General features: G+C 38.8%; 24 protein-coding genes and 1 tRNA gene. 5 read left to right on the plus strand and 20 right to left on the minus strand.

Going from position 1 to position 22,498, the window contains the following annotated elements:
• Positions 1-42: 42 nt before the first annotated feature.
• The gene (gene hutI, locus B3394_RS11205) at positions 43-1,281 is read right to left on the minus strand and encodes an imidazolonepropionase (RefSeq protein WP_273246845.1); all 1,239 of its coding nucleotides are present in this window, start codon (positions 1,279-1,281) and stop codon (positions 43-45) included.
• 158 nt (positions 1,282-1,439) lie between these two features.
• Between hutI and corA the strand changes: the two genes are divergently transcribed.
• Positions 1,440-2,522, plus strand: a complete 1,083-nt coding sequence (gene corA / locus B3394_RS11210; RefSeq protein ID WP_177733556.1) for a magnesium/cobalt transporter CorA — start codon at positions 1,440-1,442, stop codon at positions 2,520-2,522.
• A 20-nt stretch (positions 2,523-2,542) separates the two neighbouring features.
• Positions 2,543-3,238 carry a DUF1003 domain-containing protein gene (locus B3394_RS11215; protein WP_177733558.1) on the plus strand — a complete coding sequence of 232 codons (696 nt, stop codon included), beginning with the start codon at positions 2,543-2,545 and terminating at the stop codon, positions 3,236-3,238.
• A 3-nt stretch (positions 3,239-3,241) separates the two neighbouring features.
• Here the strand turns inward: B3394_RS11215 and B3394_RS11220 are convergent, their stop codons facing one another.
• Both B3394_RS11220 and fumC read right to left on the minus strand, forming a co-directional pair.
• Complete coding sequence (locus B3394_RS11220; RefSeq protein ID WP_286920847.1) at positions 3,242-3,805, minus strand: pentapeptide repeat-containing protein; 564 nt, start codon at positions 3,803-3,805, stop codon at positions 3,242-3,244.
• 77 nt (positions 3,806-3,882) lie between these two features.
• On the minus strand, positions 3,883-5,280 hold the full coding sequence (fumC, locus tag B3394_RS11225; RefSeq protein ID WP_177733562.1) for a class II fumarate hydratase: 1,398 nt from the start codon (positions 5,278-5,280) through the stop codon (positions 3,883-3,885).
• Between the two features lie 208 nt (positions 5,281-5,488).
• Here fumC and B3394_RS11230 point away from each other — a divergent pair, with 208 nt between their 5' ends.
• A complete protein-coding gene (locus B3394_RS11230; RefSeq protein ID WP_177733565.1) occupies positions 5,489-5,650 on the plus strand; it encodes a hypothetical protein in 162 nt (53 codons plus the stop codon).
• A 117-nt stretch (positions 5,651-5,767) separates the two neighbouring features.
• Here B3394_RS11230 and B3394_RS11235 read toward each other — a convergent pair whose 3' ends face one another.
• From B3394_RS11235 to rsfS, 9 genes are all read right to left on the minus strand, one after another.
• Entirely contained in the window at positions 5,768-6,841 is a 1,074-nt protein-coding gene (locus tag B3394_RS11235) for an RHS repeat domain-containing protein (RefSeq protein ID WP_286920849.1), read from the minus strand.
• Positions 6,842-7,163: 322 nt separating this feature from the next.
• Positions 7,164-7,553: a helix-turn-helix domain-containing protein gene (locus tag B3394_RS11240; protein WP_286920884.1), complete on the minus strand. Its 390-nt coding sequence runs from the start codon at positions 7,551-7,553 to the stop codon at positions 7,164-7,166.
• A gap of 88 nt (positions 7,554-7,641) precedes the next feature.
• Positions 7,642-8,430, minus strand: a complete 789-nt coding sequence (locus B3394_RS11245; protein WP_286920889.1) for a superoxide dismutase — start codon at positions 8,428-8,430, stop codon at positions 7,642-7,644.
• A gap of 3 nt (positions 8,431-8,433) precedes the next feature.
• Entirely contained in the window at positions 8,434-8,700 is a 267-nt protein-coding gene (locus B3394_RS11250; RefSeq protein ID WP_177733573.1) for an acyl-CoA-binding protein, read from the minus strand.
• Entirely contained in the window at positions 8,700-9,353 is a 654-nt protein-coding gene (locus B3394_RS11255; protein WP_177733576.1) for a phosphatidylserine decarboxylase family protein, read from the minus strand. The genes B3394_RS11250 and B3394_RS11255 overlap by 1 nt, the downstream gene beginning before the upstream one ends.
• Positions 9,343-10,152, minus strand: coding sequence for a phosphatidate cytidylyltransferase (locus B3394_RS11260; protein WP_286920894.1), 810 nt, complete (start codon positions 10,150-10,152; stop codon positions 9,343-9,345). Before B3394_RS11260 ends, B3394_RS11255 begins: the two co-directional genes overlap by 11 nt.
• A gap of 1 nt (position 10,153) precedes the next feature.
• Positions 10,154-10,756, minus strand: a complete 603-nt coding sequence (locus tag B3394_RS11265) for a lactate utilization protein B/C (RefSeq protein WP_177733580.1) — start codon at positions 10,754-10,756, stop codon at positions 10,154-10,156.
• 115 nt (positions 10,757-10,871) lie between these two features.
• Entirely contained in the window at positions 10,872-12,809 is a 1,938-nt protein-coding gene (ftsH, locus tag B3394_RS11270) for an ATP-dependent zinc metalloprotease FtsH (protein ID WP_177733581.1), read from the minus strand.
• A gap of 15 nt (positions 12,810-12,824) precedes the next feature.
• Positions 12,825-13,196: a ribosome silencing factor gene (gene rsfS / locus B3394_RS11275; protein WP_286920924.1), complete on the minus strand. Its 372-nt coding sequence runs from the start codon at positions 13,194-13,196 to the stop codon at positions 12,825-12,827.
• A 93-nt stretch (positions 13,197-13,289) separates the two neighbouring features.
• Between rsfS and B3394_RS11280 the strand changes: the two genes are divergently transcribed.
• Entirely contained in the window at positions 13,290-14,021 is a 732-nt protein-coding gene (locus B3394_RS11280; RefSeq protein ID WP_177733599.1) for a biotin--[acetyl-CoA-carboxylase] ligase, read from the plus strand.
• A 4-nt stretch (positions 14,022-14,025) separates the two neighbouring features.
• Here the strand turns inward: B3394_RS11280 and B3394_RS11285 are convergent, their stop codons facing one another.
• From B3394_RS11285 to B3394_RS11300, 4 genes are all read right to left on the minus strand, one after another.
• The gene (locus B3394_RS11285) at positions 14,026-14,601 is read right to left on the minus strand and encodes a pentapeptide repeat-containing protein (RefSeq protein WP_177733601.1); all 576 of its coding nucleotides are present in this window, start codon (positions 14,599-14,601) and stop codon (positions 14,026-14,028) included.
• A 43-nt stretch (positions 14,602-14,644) separates the two neighbouring features.
• Complete coding sequence (locus tag B3394_RS11290) at positions 14,645-15,049, minus strand: response regulator (protein WP_177733603.1); 405 nt, start codon at positions 15,047-15,049, stop codon at positions 14,645-14,647.
• On the minus strand, positions 15,046-17,736 hold the full coding sequence (locus B3394_RS11295) for a PAS domain S-box protein (protein ID WP_177733605.1): 2,691 nt from the start codon (positions 17,734-17,736) through the stop codon (positions 15,046-15,048). Before B3394_RS11295 ends, B3394_RS11290 begins: the two co-directional genes overlap by 4 nt.
• A 305-nt stretch (positions 17,737-18,041) precedes the next feature.
• Positions 18,042-18,115 (minus strand) — tRNA-Arg (locus tag B3394_RS11300).
• A gap of 73 nt (positions 18,116-18,188) precedes the next feature.
• Between B3394_RS11300 and B3394_RS11305 the strand changes: the two genes are divergently transcribed.
• Entirely contained in the window at positions 18,189-18,701 is a 513-nt protein-coding gene (locus tag B3394_RS11305) for an adenine phosphoribosyltransferase (protein WP_286921005.1), read from the plus strand.
• Here the strand turns inward: B3394_RS11305 and B3394_RS11310 are convergent.
• From B3394_RS11310 to B3394_RS11325, 4 genes are all read right to left on the minus strand, one after another.
• Positions 18,698-18,838: an SsrA-binding protein gene (locus B3394_RS11310; protein WP_177733609.1), complete on the minus strand. Its 141-nt coding sequence runs from the start codon at positions 18,836-18,838 to the stop codon at positions 18,698-18,700. The genes B3394_RS11305 and B3394_RS11310 overlap by 4 nt on opposite strands.
• Before the next feature lie 62 nt (positions 18,839-18,900).
• Positions 18,901-20,739, minus strand: coding sequence for a M56 family metallopeptidase (locus tag B3394_RS11315; protein WP_286921047.1), 1,839 nt, complete (start codon positions 20,737-20,739; stop codon positions 18,901-18,903).
• Between the two features lie 4 nt (positions 20,740-20,743).
• Positions 20,744-21,103: a BlaI/MecI/CopY family transcriptional regulator gene (locus B3394_RS11320; RefSeq protein ID WP_177733613.1), complete on the minus strand. Its 360-nt coding sequence runs from the start codon at positions 21,101-21,103 to the stop codon at positions 20,744-20,746.
• A gap of 167 nt (positions 21,104-21,270) precedes the next feature.
• Positions 21,271-22,485, minus strand: a complete 1,215-nt coding sequence (locus B3394_RS11325) for an MDR family MFS transporter (protein ID WP_286921062.1) — start codon at positions 22,483-22,485, stop codon at positions 21,271-21,273.
• Between the last annotated feature and the right edge of the window lie 13 nt (positions 22,486-22,498).

The raw sequence follows: 22,498 nt of genomic DNA on the forward strand, positions 1-22,498 counted from the left end.
CAGCAAAATAAAAAAAGCGGAACTTTTAAAGTTCCGCTTTTTTTATGCGATTATTTTTCCGTCAATAATAACCTGTTTAATCAGGTCCGTACCAAAAGCATACGGCAGCTGATAATAGGAAGTGATCGGTTTGGTAATAATGATATTTGCTTTTTTGCCTTTTGTAATACTGCCGTGAGTATCGGAAAGCCCCATGGCGTAGGCACCATTCAGCGTGGCGGCATTAATGGCTTCTTCCGGGGTCATTTTCATTTTAATGCAGGCAGTGGCAACCACAAAATTCATATTTCCGGAAGGGGTGGTTCCCGGATTAAAATCGGAAGCCAGAGCTAAAGGCAATCCGGCAGCAATCATTTTTCGCGCCGGAGTGTATGGTATGCTGATAAAATAAGAACAGCTTGGCAGTGCGACCGGCATGGTGATGCTGTCTTTTAAAACGGCAATGTCTTCGTCGGTCACAATTTCCAGGTGATCAACAGAAAGAGCTCCGTGTTTTACACAGGCTTCAATTCCGTTAATTGCCGTAAACTGGTTGACATGGATTTTCGGGATCAATCCGTATTGTTTTCCGGCTTCGATGATCCGCTCTGTTTCCGCTACCGAAAAATAACCGGTTTCCAGAAAGGCATCGATATATTCGGCAAGGTTCTCTCTGGCGATAGCCGGAAGCATTTCGTTAACAATTAAATCAATATAGCCGGTATGGTTTTCTTTAAATTCAGCCGGAAAGGCGTGAGCGCCTAAAAAAGTAGCTTTAATCGCGATAGGATAGTTTTCGGATAGCTTTTTGATTACGCGAAGCATTTTTAATTCGGCTTCGACCGTTAGTCCGTAACCGGATTTGATTTCTACCGCACCGGTTCCCTGCAGCATTACTTCTTCCAGTCTTTTTCTGGACTGGTTATAGATTTCCTCTTCCGGTGTTTCCTGTAGTTTTTTAGCAGAATTTAAGATTCCGCCGCCGCGATTGGCGATTTCTTCATAACTAAGACCGTTAATGCGGTCTACAAATTCCTGTACCCTGTTGCCGGCATATACAATATGAGTATGGCTGTCGCACCAGGTTGGCAATACCACGCTTCCTTCGGCATCGATAACGTCATACCCGGATTCGGGAGGGCAGTTATCCATACTTCCGAAATCGGAAATCAAATCGTTTTCAAGCACCAGATAGGCATGGTCAATTTTGGGAAGTGATGCCATTTCCGCTCCGGAAACCTTGCTTATTCCTGCGGGTCTTACCTGTAGTAATTCTTTTATGTTTTTAATCAGGATTTTCATGTTGTTGTCTTTTAAGCAGCTATAGTGTTTGCCGGTATTCGGAAATAACGGGCCGTTTTGAAAGGGCTGCTGCCGGCTGCTGTTTTGTGTTTAAATAATTTTTGTAAAAATAAACTGGAATTTTAAAAACTCCTATCTTTATATAAAATTATTATGCAGTGAGAAAAGTTAAGTATCGAAAAGTCCGGAAAGTCCAGCCTAATTACTATGAATATACAGGAATTCACACCGATGAGCCTGTGAAGATGCAATTGTTTGTTTACAATGAAAACCGGTTTGAGGAATATTCCAAAGTTGCGATAAACAAGATCGAAAAAGAGCTGAATGACCTGCTGCAGAAAGAGGATGTAAAATGGCTGAATATACACGGACTTCACGATGTGGAGCTGATAAAAAAGATTGGTGATCAGGTTGGGATCCAGAATTTTATTGTGGGCGATATTTTAAACACGCTTCGCCGTACAAAAGTTGAAGAACTGGACGATATGCTGTTTTTTAATATCAAATCGATTTTGCCGGGAGATGATCTGGATAACATACAGGTGGAACAGATCAGTTTTATCCTGAAGGAGAATTTACTGGTTTCGTTCCAGGAAAAAAGAAGTGACTTTTTTACCCACATCCGGGAAAGGATCCGGACCGGAACCGGGATAGTCCGCAAGAAAAAGAACGATTACCTGCTGTATTTAATGCTGGATGCCATTATTGAAAACTTTTATATCACGATTGAAAGTTATGAAGACAGGATAGAAGCGTTAATGATCGAATCCAAAATAAATTACCGCCAGGATGTACTGGTGCGTATTGAAAAAAACCGGGAGAACCTTAATTTCCTGAAACGGTCCATTATTCCGCTACGGGACGCTTTGTATAGCCTGAAAAGTTTTCAGGATGATGATGAGTACGACGGGATTGAACAGGCAAACTATACGTTTTTTGCCCGGCTGCATCAAAAGTGTCTGGAGCTTTTAGAGCAAATTGATTATGATACAAATTCACTGGACAGTGCCTCACATTTTTATTTTTCGGCTCAGGGGCAGCGAATGAACGAGATCATGAAAATACTGACCGTTGTTTCGGTTATTTTTATGCCTTTAACGTTTATCGTGGGGGTTTACGGGATGAATTTTGAATACATGCCGGAGTTAAAAATGGAGAACGGTTATTATGCGGTTTTAGGGTTAATGGGGATTTTAGCCATTTTGATGGTGACCTATTTTAAAAGAAAAAAATGGTTTTAAAAGCTTAGACAAACGTTACTATGAAAACATTTATCAGTGCTATTTCCGGAAAAGAGTTTCCGATACAGGAGAAAGTTTCCGGAAAAACAATCAGAGGATCCATAATGGCGTTTATCCTGAAAGAGAATCCCGAATTTTCCAACGATAAGTTTATGGCTATCGGGGAACTGAATTATTTCCGGGAGAAATACATTTCCGATTTTTTGTTAAGAGAAGTAGGAGAAATTTCAGAATTGGAACAAACAGTGCTGAATGCCCTTAAAGATAAAACCATCGTGAGCAGCAAGCTGGAAGAGGATGAGGCGCAGCATTATACGTTCGGACAGCGGGTTGCAGATAGGGTTGCGGAGTTTGGCGGAAGCTGGACATTTATCATTTCGTTTATGACCTTTTTAGTCCTTTGGATAGGGTTTAATGTCTTTATTTTAATGAATAAAGGATTTGATCCGTATCCGTTTATTCTGCTAAACCTGATTCTTTCCTGTATTGCGGCATTGCAGGCACCGGTAATTATGATGAGCCAGAACCGCCAGGAAGAAAAAGACAGGGAAAGAGCGAAGAATGATTATATGATCAACCTGAAATCGGAACTGGAAATCCGGATGCTGCACGAGAAAATCGACCACCTCATTTTACATCAGGAGCAATCCATGCTGGAAATTCAGCGGGTACAGATTGATATGATGAATGATATTATTAAAAGGGTAGGGAAATAACTGCTATTGTACTATAATTTTATGTTTATCCAGTAATCCCAAAACGGAAGGATAGGAAAATTTGGCCTTGATGATCCTGTTTACATTAGGGTCAATGGAGTAGTTGGTAGCCGTTCGCAAATCGGCTTTTTCCAGTATGGTATTGTCAAAGATGGCTTTGTTGCAATTGCAGTTTTCAAGCGTGGCTCCTGTGAGATCGGTTTGGGTAAAATCGACATCTTCCAGGATACATTTTTTAAAAGCGGTATTTTTCAGTTTTAATTTATAGAAAGAGGCCAGTTTTAAATTGCAGTTCTGAAATTTCAATTGCAGTAAAAAAGGTTCCGAATCGTTAAAGTTAACGCCCAGAAGTTTGCAGTCGGTAAAAGTAACGTCTTTAAAAGCGGTACCGTTAATTTTAGCCATGCTGAAATCGCAATCGGTAAATTCACAATCAATAAAAATCAGATTCGGAAGCGAAACGTTGGCGAAGCTGCAATTAATAAACCTGCAGTTGTCAAATTCTGCTTTTTCCAACGGACGGGAAGTGTAATCTATCTTTTCGAAAATCTGGTCTTCTATAATCATGATCGCGTGGTTTTATAGTATAAAAAACCTGCAACTACTGTTGCAGGTTTTTGGTTTTATGGTGTATGGGAAAGTTTTTATTTTAAACTTCCTACCATGTCTTCCGGTTTTACCCAGGCATCGAAATCTTCCGGTGATACATAGCCTAAACGAACTGCTTCTTCTTTTAAAGTCGTTCCGTTTTTGTGTGCGGTTTGTGCGATTTCTGCAGCTTTATAATAACCGATTTTAGTATTTAAAGCAGTAACCAGCATTAAAGAGTTGTCAACCAGTTCCTTGATGCGTTTGTGGTTCGGTTCGATACCTTGTGCACAATGCTCGTCAAAAGAAATACAGGCATCTCCCAATAGTCTTGCCGATTGTAAGAAGTTGGAAGCCATTAAAGGTTTGAAAACATTCAGTTCATAATGCCCTTGTGTTCCTCCGATCGTGATGGCCACATCGTTACCCATTACCTGAGCACATACCATTGTTAAGGCTTCACATTGTGTAGGGTTTACTTTTCCAGGCATAATGGATGATCCCGGTTCGTTTTCCGGAATGAAAATTTCACCAATTCCGGAACGTGGTCCCGATGCCAGCATACGGATATCGTTTGCGATTTTATTTAAAGAAACCGCTAATTGCTTTAACGCTCCGTGAGTTTCCACGATAGCATCGTGTGCTGCCAAAGCTTCAAATTTGTTTTCGGCTGTTACAAACGGATGTCCGGTGAATTTAGCAATATATTCCGCTACTTTCACGTCATAGCCGTCCGGAGTGTTTAATCCGGTTCCAACAGCGGTACCGCCTAAAGCGATTTCCGATAAGTGCGACAACGTGTTTCTTAATGCTTTTAAACCGTGGTTTAACTGCGCTACATAACCGGAAATTTCCTGACCTAATGTTAATGGCGTTGCATCCATTAAGTGAGTACGTCCGATTTTTACAACGCTTTTAAATTCGGTTGCTTTAGCGTGAAGGGTGTCTCTTAATTTTTCAACTCCCGGAATAGTAACTTCCACTACGGCTTTATAAGCAGCAATGTGCATTCCTGTCGGGTAAGTGTCGTTAGAAGATTGTGATTTGTTTACATCATCGTTTGCTTTGATGATTTGTTCGCCTTCACCGATTTTAAATCCGGCTAAAACCTGAGCACGATTAGCAACTACTTCGTTTACATTCATGTTGCTTTGCGTACCGGAACCTGTTTGCCAGATAACCAACGGAAACTGGTCGTCCAGTTTTCCGGCTAAGATTTCGTCGCAAACAGCAGCGATAGCATCTCTTTTTTCTACGGGTAATACACCTAAATCGTGGTTAGCATAAGCCGCCGCTTTTTTTAAGTAGGCAAATCCTTCAACGATTTCTTTTGGCATTGATCCGGACGGACCAATTTTGAAGTTGTTTCTAGAACGTTCTGTCTGAGCTCCCCAGTATTTTTCTGCAGGAACTTTTACTTCACCCATGGTGTCTTTTTCTATTCTATATTCCATTTTATTGTTGTGTATATGTATTTGTAAATTCGTAATGAGAAACAACGGATAACAGGAAAATAATGCGCTGCATCCCTTGTTTTAAAATCCTTTCAAAAATAATCAATATCGACAGCTTAAAAAAATGAAATAAAATAAATTTCTGATAAATATTGGTTAAGACGATTATTCAGCTTATCTTTGGCGGGTATTCAAAATTCCGGAAAACATGTTTGAATTTCAACAGTATTTAGGCTTTTTACTTTTCTTGTGTATCTTAACCATTGGATTTTGGTTAATGATTTTCTTGGTTGGTTTTGTTCAGTATTGGCTGGGCGGAGCAATCATCGAATTGATCAAAGAAAAGAGAAATAAAAAGAAAGATGAATAATTAATATTATTCAAGATATAAAAGGGAACTAATGGTTCCCTTTTTATTTGCCTTGTTTTTTTGCAGGAAGTATTATAAAAAAAAGGGAGCTGTAAATGAGCTCCCTTTTTTAGTATTTTATTTGAAATATTCTATTTTGCGTTCCACTACAAATTTAGGTACTCCGCTAATCGTAATGGTTTTTTTAATCCAGTTGCCATGGCTGTCATACTCATAAGCCGTTTTGCGGTCCAAAAGAACGGTTTTGTCTTTACCGGTATACCTTTCTGTGATTAGATTGTTTTTATCGTCATACGTCTGGTCTAATTGCGCCGTTACGACCGCGTTGATGATTTCCTTGCGCTGGATGAGGTTGTTGTTTTTGTCATATTGAAATTCTTCCAGTACTTTCCCGTCTACAAATCCGTCATAGGTACGGTTTGACGTCAGATTGCCTTTGGCATCATAGGTTTTAACTTCGGAATATTCCATTTTATCCTGAGCATTCAGCGTTACGGTTTCGATGAGCAGGTTTTGGGCGTTATATTTATTGTTGATGGTGTATAACCGTTTGTAATCGGGATTCAGGCGCTGTTCCATTGTCATGTTGTTATGCTCGTCATAAGTATAATCGGTAAGGAACTGGATGGTTTTCTCTTTTAGGAAAGCTTTCTCTTCTCTCACTTTATCGTTTTTTCCGAAAGTATAGGTCGTTCTGTCGGTTAAATTGTCTTTACCGTCAAAGCGTCTTACTTCCACGCGTTGGTTTTTGATAAAGGTGTTCAGTGTTTTTTCAATTTGTTCTCCCTGAGGATTTCTGCGGGTGATGATGGTATTGTTCCCGTTGTCGTCCCAGGAATATTTGGTTGTAAATGCTGAGGTCGGATTAATATATTGGGTAACCAGTAATTTTTTGTCTTTATTGGTAAAAGTCGTTTCTTCAAGCAGGTTTCCGTTCATCAGGATTTTTTTCTCCAGGATCAGACTTCCGGTATTGCTGAATGCCAGGTGACTGTTGTAGCCGTTCTGGTTTTCGGTTTTTGGTTCACCGATTTTACCATCAACGAGTGCAAATGATTTTTCAGTAACGCTTTTTACATTGTCGGAAAGTTTATAATCTTTCCAGTTGTTGACAATTTCTGTCGGTTTTTCTTCTTTTTTGCAGGCGATTAATAAAAAGGTCAGTAAGAATAGGGTATAGGTCGATTTCATTTGATATGTATTAATAGTCAAAAATCCATTATTTTTTTGAGAATGACAATTATTTCTGAGAATTAACATCAGAAAGCGTCGTTTTTGTGTTAAGAGCGTGGCTGTTGCTTTGCTGTGCGTACTGTTTTATAAAATTCGTATAAAATAAAAAATCTACCCTGGGGTAGATTCTCTATAATTATAACGTGGGTAATAAAAGTATGATGAGTCTATAAGATTCTGAATTATCGTTTTGGTTGCTTTAAAAAATGTTATTTTTTTATAAAATTTATATAATGCTGAAACGCAGTGTTTTATTTTAAACTTTTTGTAATAAAAAATACTAATCCTGTACGCCCAGAGATAATTGCGTTCTGTACTGGGAAGGGGTACAGCCTTCAAAGCGCTTAAAAAACTTGGTAAAGTTGGAAGGGTCAAATGTCAGTAAGGCGGCTATGCCGGCAATGGGCATCGTGGAGTCTTTCAGTAATTTTCTGGATTCTTCCATAATTCTGTTTTCAAAATAGAAACAGGGTGAATTGCCGGTTTGTAGTTTTATGGTTGTACTTAAGTGTACCGGATGAATGCACATTATAGCTGCGATGTCTTTGATTTCATACATCGTATCGGCCTTACCCTGCAGGATATTGTCAAGATGCAGGTTAACCTGATCCATAAACTGAAGTGTAATTTCTTCTTTCCGGGAAATGTATTTTTGAGGCAGTTTGGTCATCTTATAACAGTGAAATACAAAGTTAGGTTAAAGGTACGGATTGACTGATGATGGATAATAAAAAATCCGCCTGCGGGCGGATTAGTATTTATTTTTTGATTTTTGCTTGTGCGGCATCGAATTTTTTAGAAACGGCATCCCAATTGATCAGGTTGAAAAAAGCAGTGATATAATCTGCTCTTTTGTTTTGATAGTTCAGGTAGTAAGCATGTTCCCAAACATCCATGCCAAGAATCGGCGTTCCGGAGATACCTACATTTGGCATTAACGGGTTATCCTGATTTGGCGTGCTTCCTACTACTAAAGCTCCGGTTTTGTCTACAACCAACCAGGCCCATCCGGAACCGAATTGTTTTGCACCGGCATCGGAAAACTGTGTTTTGAAGTTTTCAAAAGAACCGAATTTAGTGTTAATAGCGTCTGCTAAAGCACCTTTTGGTTCCCCACCGGCTTTCGGAGCCATAATTTCCCAATACAGATTGTGATTGTAATAACCGCCGGCATTGTTGCGGACAGCTTTGTTCTCAGGATCCAGTTTGGTTAGGATGTCTTCTATGGTTTGTTGTTCCAATGCGGTACCGGCAATCGCTTTGTTTAAGTTATTGGCGTATCCTACATGGTGTTTTGAATAGTGAATTTCCACGGTTTTAGCATCAATATGAGGTGCTAAGGCATCATAGGCATAAGGCAGTCCTTTCATTTGAAAAGTACCCGGATCAGCTTTTACATCGGCAGGATTTCCCAGAGGAGAAGCCGTTTTTGGCTGTTCTACAGGATCGGGTATCTGAACAACTTCTTCCAGGTTGTTTTTGTCTTTACAGGAAAACAGAACACTGGAAAATAGGAAACTTGCAACTATGATATTGGATTTTCTCATAATTTATGGTATTAAGGAATTAACAATTTCAATGTATAATTTTTTGGCTTCATCCGGAGATAAATGGCGTACCTGCATCCAGGCATTCATTTTAAAGGCGTTTCTGAGATCCTGGGGTTCCTGGAAAGATTCTCCTTTGGAATAGCCGGAAGTAGCTTGTTTGTAATAGGCATAGAGACGCAGCATGACATCCTGAGGCAGGCCTTCTGTCATATTGGAAGCTTTTTCAAAAGCTTTTTGAAATTGCGTATCTAAATCGTAATCGGTCATTATTGTTTGGTTGCAATGATAGTTTTATTGCCTACGGCCTTATCATTTAGTTTTACATTAATTTCCGTACCTAATGGTAAGTATAAGTCCACTCTGGAACCGAATTTAATAAAACCGGCATCCGTTCCCTGAACAACTCTCATGCCTTCTTCGGCATAGTTAACAATACGTCTGGCCAATGCACCGGCAATCTGGCGGTACAATACTTCACCAAAGATTCTGTTTTCGATAACAACAGTTGTTCTTTCGTTTTCTTCACTGGCTTTCGGATGCCATGCAACAAGATATTTACCCGGATGGTACTTGCTGTATTTGATCAATCCGTTTAGTGCATATCGGGTAACGTGTACGTTAATAGGTGACATAAAAATAGAAACCATTAAACGTTTTTCTTTAAAATATTCCGGTTCGTATACTTCTTCAATAACAACTACTTTTCCGTCTACCGGAGCAATAACATGATTGTCGCTGATAGTGGCAATTCTTTTAGGATTTCTAAAGAACTGAAGTACGAGTACCAACAGGATTAAAGCAATGATCTGTACTGCTTTCATCAACCAGAAAATACTAATGAAACGATCTGCTAAAAGTATAGCAGCGGTAACCAAAATGGTTGTTATTAAAATAATTTTTGCGCCTTCCTTATGAAACATAATTTAAAATTTGATAAAATAAATATAGAAATGGTATTGCAAATATAACACTATCTAAGCGATCTAAGATACCTCCGTGTCCGGGCATTATTTTTCCGCTGTCTTTTACGCCGGCAACTCTTTTGAATTTTGATTCTACCAAATCGCCGATAGTGCCAAAAAAGCCTACAATCAAACCGGTAAATATCCAGGTAAGAGGGGAGAAGAAAGTGAAGAACTGGCTTAGGATATAACTTCCGATCATCGTAAAGATCAGTCCGCCAACAAAGCCCTCAATTGTTTTTTTAGGAGATATTCTCTCAAAGAGTTTCGTTTTTCCGAATGATTTCCCAACGATATAGGCAAATGTGTCATTCGTCCATATTAATACAAACACACCAATAACAATCTTAGGATTGAAAGTACTGGCTATAAAAGGGAGTTTCATTAACAGTATAAAAGGCAGGATAATGTAGCCGAATAGTTTTACGTATTTTGAGGCTTTGTCTGCTTTTACATGAATACGGGTGCTGAACAGGTCGATGATCAGATTAACAGATACAAATAAAGCCGCCAGGCAGATGGCGATATCGGTAGCAAAAGCATTGGTCCGGAAAGCAACAAACAAGATGTAGCTTGCCAGTCCGAGTACTATGGGTAATCCGTTTTTTAAATGAATCAGTTTGCAGAATTCTACAACAGCAATCAGTAGGAAGACTCCAAAGAGCAAAGAAAAGCTTACTTCAGAATAAAGGGTAGCCGATATTAATAATAATATATATATAAAACCCGAAAGGGCCCTGATACTGCTTTCTCCCATATTACAAATCTTCTAAAAGCAGTAAATAGAGATTTTTAGGGCAGCTGCCGTATTGTAAAAAATCTTCTTCTTTCGCTTTTTCGAAATATTTAAAAGTGGTGATATTCGTTGGATATTCTTTGTCGTATTTTCTTTTAATATCTCTTAACCCATCGCTTTTATTGGCAATAATCTGACTGGTTGTAGCCAGTATGATGATATTAGAGGGTAAATCGTTGGGTTTGTTTTGTCTAAGCTGATTGGATGAAAAAAGTATCGAACCTTCATCGGCGATAAGGCTTTCACAGGTAGCGAATAAAAATTTTGGATTTTTAGGGCTGTTATAGCTTAGTTTATTTTCGTCAAGAAGACTAAAAAGTTTTGGCTCCAGGCAAATTACTTCGCTTTCGAACCAGTCGTTCTCAACTAATATGCTTTCAAAATTATCGTGTACTTCGGGTAAATTTTCACAATACAAAAACTTACCTCCATTTTTTTTGAAATTGAAAGTGAATTGCTCGTCTATTGGCATCTCAATCTCCGGATGATACTGGCTCAATTCGGGCTCTTTTTCCTCCTTTGAAGTATCGTTCGCATTGCCGAAAAGTTTTTTAAAAAGACTCATAAAAGTAGGTCAGATCTTTGTTTTTTGCACTTGAAATCAATCAAAGATAAAAAAATCTTAATTCAATATTACATTAGAATTAAGATTTTTATATAAAATGTGATATTTATTTTTCTTATGATTCGGTAACTACTTCATTTTCTGTTTTTTCATAAGGACGCTTCCCGAAGATCGTTTCCAGGTCGTCTTTGAAAATAACTTCTTTCTCAATTAAAATATCGGCTAACTGATTCAGTTTTTCCTTATTTTCATTCAGAATATGAATCGCTCTGTTGTACTGCGATTCGATTAAATCCGAGATTTCTTTGTCAATGATTCTGGCTGTTTCTTCCGAATATGGTTTGGAGAAATTGTACTCACTCTGACCTGACGAATCGTAATAGGTTACATTCCCTAATTTGTCATTTAATCCGTAAACGGTTACCATGGCACGGGCCTGTTTGGTTACTTTTTCAAGGTCGCTTAATGCTCCGGTTGAAATCTTGTCGAAAATAACTTTCTCTGCCGCACGGCCACCCATGGTTGCACACATTTCATCCAGCATTTGCTCCGGTCTTACGATCAGACGCTCTTCCGGTAAATACCAGGCAGCTCCCAAACTCTGACCACGCGGAACGATGGTTACTTTTACAAGTGGTGCTGCATGTTCCAGCATCCAGCTAACCGTTGCGTGACCTGCTTCGTGTATGGCAATGGCACGTTTTTCTTCCGGGGTAACAATTTTATTTTTCTTTTCAAGACCACCTACGATTCTGTCAACAGCATCCAGGAAGTCCTGTTTGTCAACCGCTTTTTTACCTTTACGGGCAGCAATCAGTGCCGATTCGTTACAAACGTTGGCAATGTCTGCTCCGGAGAATCCCGGTGTTTGTTTTGCCAGGAAGTCTGTATCGAGTTCTTCCGATTTTTTAAGCGGTTTTAAGTGTACTTCAAATATTTCTTTACGCTCACGAACGTCCGGTAAATCCACATAGATTTGTCGGTCAAAACGTCCGGCACGCATTAAAGCTTTGTCTAAAACATCGGCTCTGTTTGTTGCTGCCAGAACGATTACGTGGGTATTGGTACCAAAACCGTCCATTTCGGTCAGTAATTGGTTTAAGGTATTTTCACGCTCGTCATTAGAACCGGAGAAATTGTTTTTACCACGGGCTCTACCCACAGCATCAATCTCGTCGATAAAGATGATGGACGGTGATTTTTCTTTTGCCTGTTTGAAAAGGTCACGTACACGTGAAGCTCCCACACCTACAAACATTTCAACAAAATCGGAACCGGATAAAGAGAAGAAAGGTACTTTTGCCTCTCCGGCTACGGCTTTTGCCAATAATGTTTTTCCGGTTCCCGGAGGACCAACCAATAAGGCTCCTTTAGGGATTTTACCACCAATGCTGGTGTATTTTTCCGGCTGCTTCAGGAATTCCACGATCTCCTGGATTTCTTCTTTAGCGCCTTCCAGACCGGCTACGTCTTTAAACGTAACTTTAATATCGTTTTTTTCGTCAAATAGTTTGGCTTTGGATTTTCCGATAGAGAAAATCTGACCGCCACCGCCGCCTGAACCACCGCCTGACATTCTTCGGAACATAAATAACCAGAAGGCTATTATCAGAATGATCGGAAGGAAGTTAATCAGGATATCCCCCCAGTTACTTTCCGGTTCTGAGGAATAATCATTCAGTTTTCCTTCCAAACGGGCTTCTTCCAGTTTCTTTTGAAAAAGTTCGCTGTTCGTACCGATGTCCAGTGTGTAATGCGGACCGGTATTTTCTTTTCCTAATAGGTTTTTTTTCTCAACTTTTGCGTGAGTTTTGCTACTAAGCGCTTCTTTTTTCAGGAATACCTGAGCCGTACTTTTATTAAAAACTACTTTGTCTACCTGACCGGAGTCTAGGTATTGGTAGAATTTGGATAAAGTTGTCGGTTTAACTTCCTGGAAATTGGTTCCGCTGGAAACAAGCTGTATCGCAATTAAAATCAAAAGTACTGCACCATAAATAACCCATGGGCTTATTCTGATCTTAGAAGGATTCGGTTTTTTATCTTTTGACATGTGAAAATGTGAGTGTTAGTATTTGTTTTCAATTGAAGTGATTTTAGCATCACCCCACAGACTTTCGATGTTGTAGTATTCACGGATGTGTTTTTGGAATACATGCACCACGATGCTCACATAGTCCATTAAAACCCATTCTCCGTTTTCGGTACCTTCAACATGCCAAGGTTTGTCTTTTAATTCCTTGGAAACTATTTTTTGTATAGAGTTAACGATCGCGTTAACCTGTGTATTGGAATTACCGTTACAAATTACGAAATAATCGCATACGGTGTTTTCGATTGCTCTTAAATCCAGAATATCTATATCATTCCCTTTAACTTCTTCTACGCCTTTGATGATGTTTGCTAATAAATCATCATTATTAATATCCTTTTTCGCCATTTATTATTTTATATATTTTCGCAAAGTTATCAAATTTTGTCTTTATTTTTGAACCTTAACACAAGATTAAGCGATATAAAGTTATTTATTTCTATGAATATTATCAAACTCGGTGCCACATCTTCGACAAATGATTTTTTAAAAGATTTACTGACAAAACAATTTGTTGAAAACTATACGGTTATCATTGCAGAAAATCAGACAAAAGGCAAAGGCCAGATGGGGTCGGAATGGAATGTGGAATCGGGTAAGAATTTGACCTTTAGTGTCTTAATTAAGGATTTGCTGCTGGATATCAATGCGATTTTTCATTTGAATGTTGCGGTAGCCATCAGCATAGTGGAGGCGTTGGAAAGTTTAAATATTCCCGGTTTATTTATTAAATGGCCTAACGACATTTTGGCAGAGAACAAAAAGATCGGTGGCATACTGATTGAAAACAGCATCAAACCGAATGGTGAGATTTTTTCTATCGTGGGCATCGGGCTTAATGTGAACCAGAAAAACTTTAAAAATCTGCCTAAAGCAAGCTCACTTTTGGCGATAACGGGTAAAGAATTTGATAAAGAAACTGTTTTTGTTGCTATTCTGGAAAACCTGAAGCGGAATATGGCTTTGCTGCGAAATAAGGAGTACAGCCTGCTTTGGGAGGTTTATGATAAAAACCTGTTTAAAAAAGGAGTGCCGATGCCGTTTGAAACGGATGATCACCATCGTTTTATGGGAATTATCAAAGGAGTAACCTCAAACGGTAAGCTTGAGGTACTCCTTGAAGATGATTCGGTAAAAACGTTTGATATTAAAGAAGTCAGGTTGTTATATTAACCTTTTACCTGACGATAATTTCGTATTTACTCAGTAATCCTTTTAAACCGTCTTTAGAAAACTGCGCTTTTTTCAACCGGGTCTTTTCCGGATCGATCGTGAAATTGTAGCTGGTTACGAAATCCGCTTTTTCTGCTTTGGCATCTGTGAAAACTGCTTGGTGTAGGTTACAGTTGTCAAATAATACTGCTGTTAAATCGGTGCCCATAAAATCGGCGGCAATCATACTGCAATTGGTAAAGGTCATTTGTTTTAATTTGAGAGCGTAAAACTTGGAGTAGTCTAAAAGACAGTCCTTAAAATGGAATTCAAACAGCAGCTGGTCGGTCATGGCAAAGTTAACATTCGTGAAATCACAGTTGTTAAATTGGACATTTCGTAAGCCGACATAATTGATTTCTGCTTCTTTAAAGTTGCAGTTGTCAAAATTACAGTCGGTAAAAGCTACTCCTGAAAAATTACAATTGGTAAAATCGCAGTGACTAAATGTGCATTCTTCGTATTCTTTAAACTTAATTTCGTTTTCGGAAAAAATATGATCCTTAAAAGTGGTATTGAATATAAAATCGTTGTTTTTCATTAAAGTGGCTGCTGAATGCTTAAAGTGAATTTTTTTTCATGTGTCAGTTTTTGGGGTTTTCTAAATCAATTCTCTCGAGAATATCTCTGTCAATAGGCTTACACAGGTAGCCTATTATTTCGGGAAAGCTATTGGCTTTTTCCCGGTCTTCGTTAGCAATTGAGGAGCTTGCTATGTAAATGGCAGGTTTTTTTTCAAACTTGAAATCAATCCGCCGCAATTCATTCATAAATGCCCAGGCGTCCATTTCCGGCATGTCGATGTCTAGTAGGATAACATCGGGAAATTCCTCGGCATTTTCAATTTCTTTGAATGAATCAATAGCAACTTTTCCATTCTTGTAACTAAGGATCTGACTAAATAACTGACTTTTCTCAATTATTTTTTTTGTAATTAATTGATAGATGGGGTCATCATCAATGATACAGATACTTTTTGGGGCGTTCATCTGAAATATATTTTAAAAGTTGTTCCTTCGCCTAATGCGCTTTTAACGACAACTCTTCCACCCATAGCATCAATCTGGTTTTTAGAAATGAATAAACCGATTCCTCTTGCTTCACCGTGATTGGTGAATGTTTTGTACATTCCGAAAAGTTTTTCTCCATTTTTTTCCAAATCAATTCCTATTCCGTTGTCTGTTATTTCTAAAACGGTTTTTCCTTCTTCCTGATACGATTTGAGGTCAATGACTGTTTGTCTGTCAGGATGTCCGTATCGAATGGCATTCGATATAAAATTAAGCAATATACTTTCCAGATAAGCAGGATTGTATTTTACTTCTATATCATTGTTTACTTCATTCTTAATTATTACATCATTCTTTAAAATTTGTTCTCGGAGTACATCCAGTGTTTTTACTATGTATTTATTTAGGTTTAAGGGTTCAATAATAAGGTTAATGTTGGTTTGAATGGTGACAACTTCATTCAGGTTGTTCATGGTTTCATTAAGTACCGAAGAAACAGATTTCAGCAGCTGAATCATTTCTTCTCTTTCTTCATCGGTATCCGCAGATTCAATCAGATTCGAAATGGATTGAATATTGCTGGTATGCGAACGCAGGTTGTGCGAAACGATATACGAGAAGTTTAAAAGACGCTTGTTTTGTTCGGTAACCAGATGGAGGGTATTGTTCAGTTCAAGCTCTGCCATTTTGGCTTTGGTAATGTCAATCATGATACCTCTCAGGTTTACGGCAATATCATTTTCGACCACAACGCTAACGATGTCACGAAGCCATACGATTTCGCCGTCTTTGCGAATCATGCGGTATTCGGAGTCGTGCTGTCTTTTTTCGTAAGTGTATCGGGAGAAATACTCGATTACCCATTCCCTGTCGTCCGGATGAACGTGGTTGATCCAGAAAGAAGGGGAATCCAGCCATTCTTCCGGTGTATAGCCTAAGATGTCTTCTACTTTACGGCTGATAAATGTAAAATCATAAGTATTCGGATCGCCTTCCCATACAATACCGTCGATAGTGTTGATCAGGGATTCGATTTTCTGCTGCGATTTCAGAATGACTTCTTCAGAATTTTTGCGTTCCGTAATGTCCTCTGTCGATACCAGAACGCGTTCTAAAGTACCTTCATATTCCGGTACCACGCTCCATCTGAAATGAATGTGGCGGTGCTCGTTATCCAGCAGTCTTACCTGGGAATCCCCGGTAATGTGGTTTTGTCTTTGCGTAATGGCAATTAATTGTTTGGTGAAGATAGGAATGCCTTCTTCGTCAAAAATGGTGCTTAATTTACCTTTTAATATGTTTTTGTCTTTAACGGAATGTAAGGCCAGACACATGTTGTTGACATCGATTACCTTAACCATGGTAAGGCAGTTCAGGACAACATCGCGGTTGTTTTTGAAGTAATTCTCAACATATTCTTTACTGGCGTCAATAAGATCCAGTTCGCTTAGATAATTTTTTACTTCGGAGAAATCTTCTTCCCATAAGGGGATAGGGGAGTTGTTGAATAAACTTTTAAAACGTTTTTCACTTCTCTTGATTCTGTCCTGTGCTTCTTTTTTGTCGGTTATATCTTCAATGATGCCAATGTGTGAAGTCGGTTTTTCACCAACAGACCATAGCGGTGTAATGGTAACGCTTGCCCAGACAATGTTTCCGTCTTTGTGGAAGAAGCGTTTTTCAAGTCCGAATTCCCGGATGACACCTCTTTTCAGAAGCCTCATTTTTTTGAAATCATTTTCCAGATCGTTAGGATGGGTGATCATCATATAATCCATCTTGCTGATTTCGTTGGTTTCATATCCCAGCATTTGGCAAAAACGTTCGTTGGCTTCTATAAACGTACTGGAATTGGAGTCAATATGGGCAATTCCGATGGCGGCCTGTTCGAATATGGATTTGAACTTGATTTCGCTCTTCATTAAACGAAGTGCCTGCGAATGTACCAGACGCTGTAGTTCTGACGGTCTTTTTAATAAGCTTGTCGTAAATAAACCGCAAATCAGCGAAAGCACGATCGCCAGGATAGCTATCGGTGTTAGCTGTTTGATTAAATAGTAATTGTTTGTGGTAATCAGGTATAATTTCCAGTCTCCTTCCGGGAAGGAAACGGTCAGGTGTGTTCTTTTTCGGAAATTTTTCTTATTCGGCAAGAAGAATTCTTCTTTACCGGTATCGGTATCGGTTTTTGAGAACTGAAAGTAATATTTGTCTTTAGAGAATGCTTTGATACCGGAAGACTCCAGAAAAGTGTCAAAACGGATCACAACGGCGCAGAAGCCCCAGAATTTATTGGCTTTAAAAACCGGAAACCGTCCGATGATGCCCAATCCGCCCTGTTTTAATTCTACCGGGCCGGCATAGTACATTTTACGGAGCTCAATAGCTTTTAAAGCGGATTTGTTTTTTTTTAAAGGGTCAAGGATATTGTAATTAACAACGGCTTCATTTCCTTCTAAAGGATATACATATTTGATCACACCGCCCGGAACCAATTCGATAGCATCAATATTCGGACTGGATTCGATGAGTTGTTTTCCTACTTCGTTAAAGTTTTTGGAATGACCGTTATCGTCAATGGTCATGGCTAACGTTAGGGTTGTGATGTAACTGTTTTTCAAAGACTGCTCAATATTCTGATGAACGACATTCAAAATACTGCTCATTTCACGCTGTTCGCTTTCTTTTATGATTTGATAACGTAGAAAAAGAATTAAATTTGAGATTAAAAATAAAAGTGTAAATACCAATATCCCAGTGGTTTTAGGTCTTGATAAAAACCAACTTATGAGAATAGTAATTTTTTTATCCAGATTCATTAGAGATGCCTTTGGGGATGGGTGTTAAAACTTTATAAATTTATAAAAAATACGAATAAATGAATTAAAAAAAATGCAAAAAACTCATTATTTCACAATAAAAGTTAGATTTGAATAAAAAAAAAGCTCATCTTAAAGATGAGCTGATATTGTGACCTCGACAGGATTCAAACCTGTAACCTTCTGAGCCGTAATCAGATGCGCTATTCAGTTGCGCCACGAGGCCTTGTTTTTACGGGTGCAAATATAGGCAATAATGTGTAACTTGCAAACGAAATTGAAATAAAATTTAAAAAAAAATGGCACTAAAAGAGTATGTACGTGATATTCAGGATTTTCCTAAAAAAGGAATTATTTTCAAAGATATCACTCCGTTGCTGAATAGCCCGGAAGGAACTAAAGAATGTCTGTCAATATTGATGGAAAACCTGAAAAATAAGAAGATCGATAAAGTAATCGGGGTGGAAAGCAGGGGCTTTTTCTTTGCTACTTTGCTGGCTCATGAACTAAATGTTGGGTTTGTACCGGTTCGTAAACCCGGAAAGCTGCCTTTTACGACCATTTCGGCTTCGTATGAGCTGGAATATGGCTCGGACAATTTAGAGATCCATACAGACGCGATAAAGAAAGGAGACAAGGTTTTGATCCATGATGATGTACTGGCGACAGGAGGCACCGCTAAAGCCGTTTGTGAGTTGGTGGAAAAACTGGGCGGAGAAATTGTTCAGTTGAATTTCTTAATGGAGCTGCGTTTTTTAAACGGAAGGGAGAAAATTAAGCCGTATGATATTTTTGCGGCAATGGAATATTAGTCCAGCGCTTTACAGGTAACATAATACCGCCAGGCAAGAATTGCCTTTTGCCAGTTGCTGGCTTTGGACAAATCCAGATTTTGTTTGCTGTAACTGGGAAGCAGTATTTTGTTTATCCGGGCTAATGCTTTGAACATGAGTATGTTGTTTTTGTAAAGTTAAAAAAAAAGACTGTCATGAATGCATGACAGTCTTTTTTTTAGTTGTTTTTTTCTTCTTTTTGCGCTTTTTCTACACGCTTTTCGATTTCTTTCTCGCGAAGTTTTAGGGCTTTTTCTTTGGCTTTCATAGCGTCTTTTCGGAGCTCGTCTCTGTGTTTAAACATTTCGTCCCTTTTCTTGAACATTTCGTCTCTTACCTTAAATTGCTCATCTCTCTTTTTGAACATTTCATCTCTTTTCAGCATGGCTTCCTCTCTTGCTTTGAAAGCTTCCGCTTTTGCATTTTCTATTTCAGGTCTGATTTTTTCCATTGAAACGCGGGCATCTTCTAAGGCTTTTCGGGTAATTTCTGCAGTATCGATATCAATGTCGTCACTATTAAAAACTTCTTCACCGTCAATAATTATCCGTGTGCTTCCTTTTTTGGAAACAACTTTGCCGTCTTTAATAACCACACTGCTGCTGCTGGTTGTTGTTGTAGAACTTCTCATGGGAGCTGGTGATGCCGGAGCAGATGGCGAAAGCGGACTTGCCGGAGAAGGCGGGCTAGGTGGCGATGGTGGACTTGGCGGGCTTAACAGATTGTCAAACCAGGAGCTGTTATCCTCGGCATCGTCATTGTCATCGTCGCTATTTTGGGCAATCGTTTTTACACTGGTTCTTCTGTTGGGAGTGTCAGGTGTTGCATCGGTATTAAAGCCGATTTTTACTTTCCCGTTTTTGTCCGTTTTTCGGACAATACGGATAGTGGATATTGGTTCATCGTTGTCGATTTGCGTAATACCGTTATTTCCGTTGTTGTCTTTGAACTGCACTTTAATACGGGTGATTTCCCCATTCTTATTTCGTTTTATCTTGGAATATTTAAGATTGATGCCATATTCGTTTTGAAGCAGCTCGGCATTTCTTTTTAATTCTTCGTCTGTAGTATTTTTGTTTATTACTACAGTAACATTATCGGCTGTGGCAGCTTTTTCACTTTGTGCCATACGGCTTTGTTTTTCCTGTGCCAGGATTTTTACCTGGAACTGCATGATGAATAATGCCAGAAGCGGAAGGATGATTAGGTACTTCCACAAATTCCTTTTTCGGGACTGATCTTTGTTTAACATAACGATTCGTTTTTTGATTAATGATTGATAAAAATGATTGGTGATCGCAATGCACTGGGTGTGCATGGTTACTTTTACTAAGGTTTTCTGATACGCTTTTTTATCATTGACAACTTTTGTTGCTTCTGCATCGGCAATGAATTCCAGATTTTGAGCAATGGCTTTTTTGTATACCCAGATAATAGGGTTAAACCAGAAGAAAATACAGAACAGCTGCGCAATAAGCATGTCGGCCGAATGCTTTTGAATGCTGTGGATCTTCTCGTGCTCAATAATGTCTGTTAACTCGTGCTGCTGTAAAAGCTTGGAGTTGTAAACAATGTAATTAAAGAAAGAAAAAGGTGATTGGACTTTTTCCGTATCGATATAGTAAAGATTATTTTTGGTAACGGCTTTTGGTTTTTCAATTATCTGCTGTAAAGAGATGTATTCTGCTATAAAGCGGATACACAATAAAAGAATTCCGACAGCATATAATAAAATGACAATTAAATGGTAGTTAATTTGAAAATCAGGTTCACTGACCGCCGGAATTGTATTTTGTATGTATGGATGATAGGTGTCCGGGACAGTTGGAGTGCGTTCTACCCAGATAATTTTCGTGAACGATATTAAAGGCAGTAAAACGGAAGTAAACAATCCTAATAGTAAGAACCAGCGGTTCGAATTGAAAAAAGTTTCTTTTCTCAAAAAGATAAAATACGCCAGATAAAAAACAGCTATCAGCACTGTTACTTTTAAGATATAAATACCAAACGCTTCCATAAACCTATTTTTTTTCGATCATGTCTAAAATTTCACGTAATTCTTCAGCACTGATTTTTTCCTCTTTAGCAAAAAAAGAAACCATACTCTTATAGGAGTTGTTAAAATAATTCTCAATAGCATTATTCATAAAACCTTTGCGGTAATCCTCCTTCGAGATCAGCGGGTAATATTGATGAGTATTACCAAAAGCTTTGTGGGACACATAGCCTTTCTCTTCCAGGTTTCGGATTATGGTGGATAATGTATTGTAATGGGGCTGGTCTTCCTTGATTTCTGCAAGCACCTCTTTTACAAATGCTTTTTCCAGCATCCATAAAATGTGCATTACTTCCTCTTCTTTGTTTGTTAACTTCTGTGTCATGATAAATTATTGCGATACTGTTTGCAATCCTTATTATAGTAACGCAGAACAAATGTATAACTATAAATTTAGTTTTGCAACTAAAAAAGTAGTTTGTAAACTAAAAAAATAGTTAAGCCGGGGTTTTGGAAGATTGAATGTGTTTTAAAGTGTTGTTTTTTAGTGTTTTATGAATTTTCGTTTCGCAATATTTTTTGCAGCCAGATTCCGCATAAAGCTGCGATTCCGGCAAAAGTGCCCATAAAAATCCAGTTGGTATTGTAGTTGTAGCGGGATATGATCTCCATTCCGGTTTTCGAACTCATAATATGCGCAAGGCTGAAACTCATGGTGTACAAAGCCATATAACGTCCTTCGTGTCCTTTGGGAGCACGTCCCATGGCAAAGGAATTTGAAAACGGGAAAGCAAACATTTCTCCAAAAGTGATAAAAATCATGCTGAGCACGAGTATTCCGGCCCATATATTGAGTAACAGCAGGTAAAAGGCTATGGCAATGCATACGGAGCCATAAAAGATGATTTTTGTTTTATCCGTTTTTTTGCGTTCGAAATAACTGACCAAAGGCATTTCAAAAAAGAAGATCATCAAACCGTTAAAGGACATTAGTAATCCCGTTTGAAATTCGGAAAGGTTGAATTGCTCATGATGGTATAACGGCAGGGTTGTAAATAGCTGAAAGAATACCATGGCAGTTGCAAAACTGATAAAAAGAAACAGCCAGAAAGGACGGTCTTTAAAAACGGATTTTGCCACGGCAGCAGCATCGTTATGACTGTGAAAAGCTTCTTTTTTCTTTTCTTTTACCAACAGGGCAAAAATGAGGATGGAAACAATACAGGAAGCGCCATCTATCCAGAAAAGCCCCTGGTAGCCGATTCCCATAATGATTAAACCGCCTAAAGCCGGTCCGGCAGCAAAGCCGAGATTTACGGCTAACCGGACTAAGGTGAGCGCGCGGGTACGATTTTCCGGTTTGGCATAGGCACTTAACGATACAAACATTGCCGGACGAAACATATCGGCAATGATCATGATCGAAAACATGGCGATGCACAGGCCTGCAAAGCTGGTGATAAACTGAATTACGAAAAACAGCAAACCGCTGGTGAAAAGGCTGAAAATCATGATCCGGTAAAAGCCTATCTTGTCTGATAGTTTACCGCCCAGCCAGGAACCGATCATCGAACCGGCGCCAAAACAAACCATTATCCAGCCTACCTGATGGTAGTCGAAAAGCAGGTCCTCTTTTAAATACTTGGATAAAAAAGGGAGTACCATGGTTCCGGCACGGTTGATAAATGTAATTAGCGTAAGGATCCAGATCTCTCTTGAGAATCCTTTAAAGTTATTGATATAACGGGAAAAAGCCTGTTGCAGCATAGCGGGTTTCTAA

Source organism: Flavobacterium sp. UBA4197 (assembly GCF_002379575.1).
GTDB classification, from domain to species: Bacteria; Bacteroidota; Bacteroidia; order Flavobacteriales; family Flavobacteriaceae; genus Flavobacterium; species Flavobacterium inviolabile.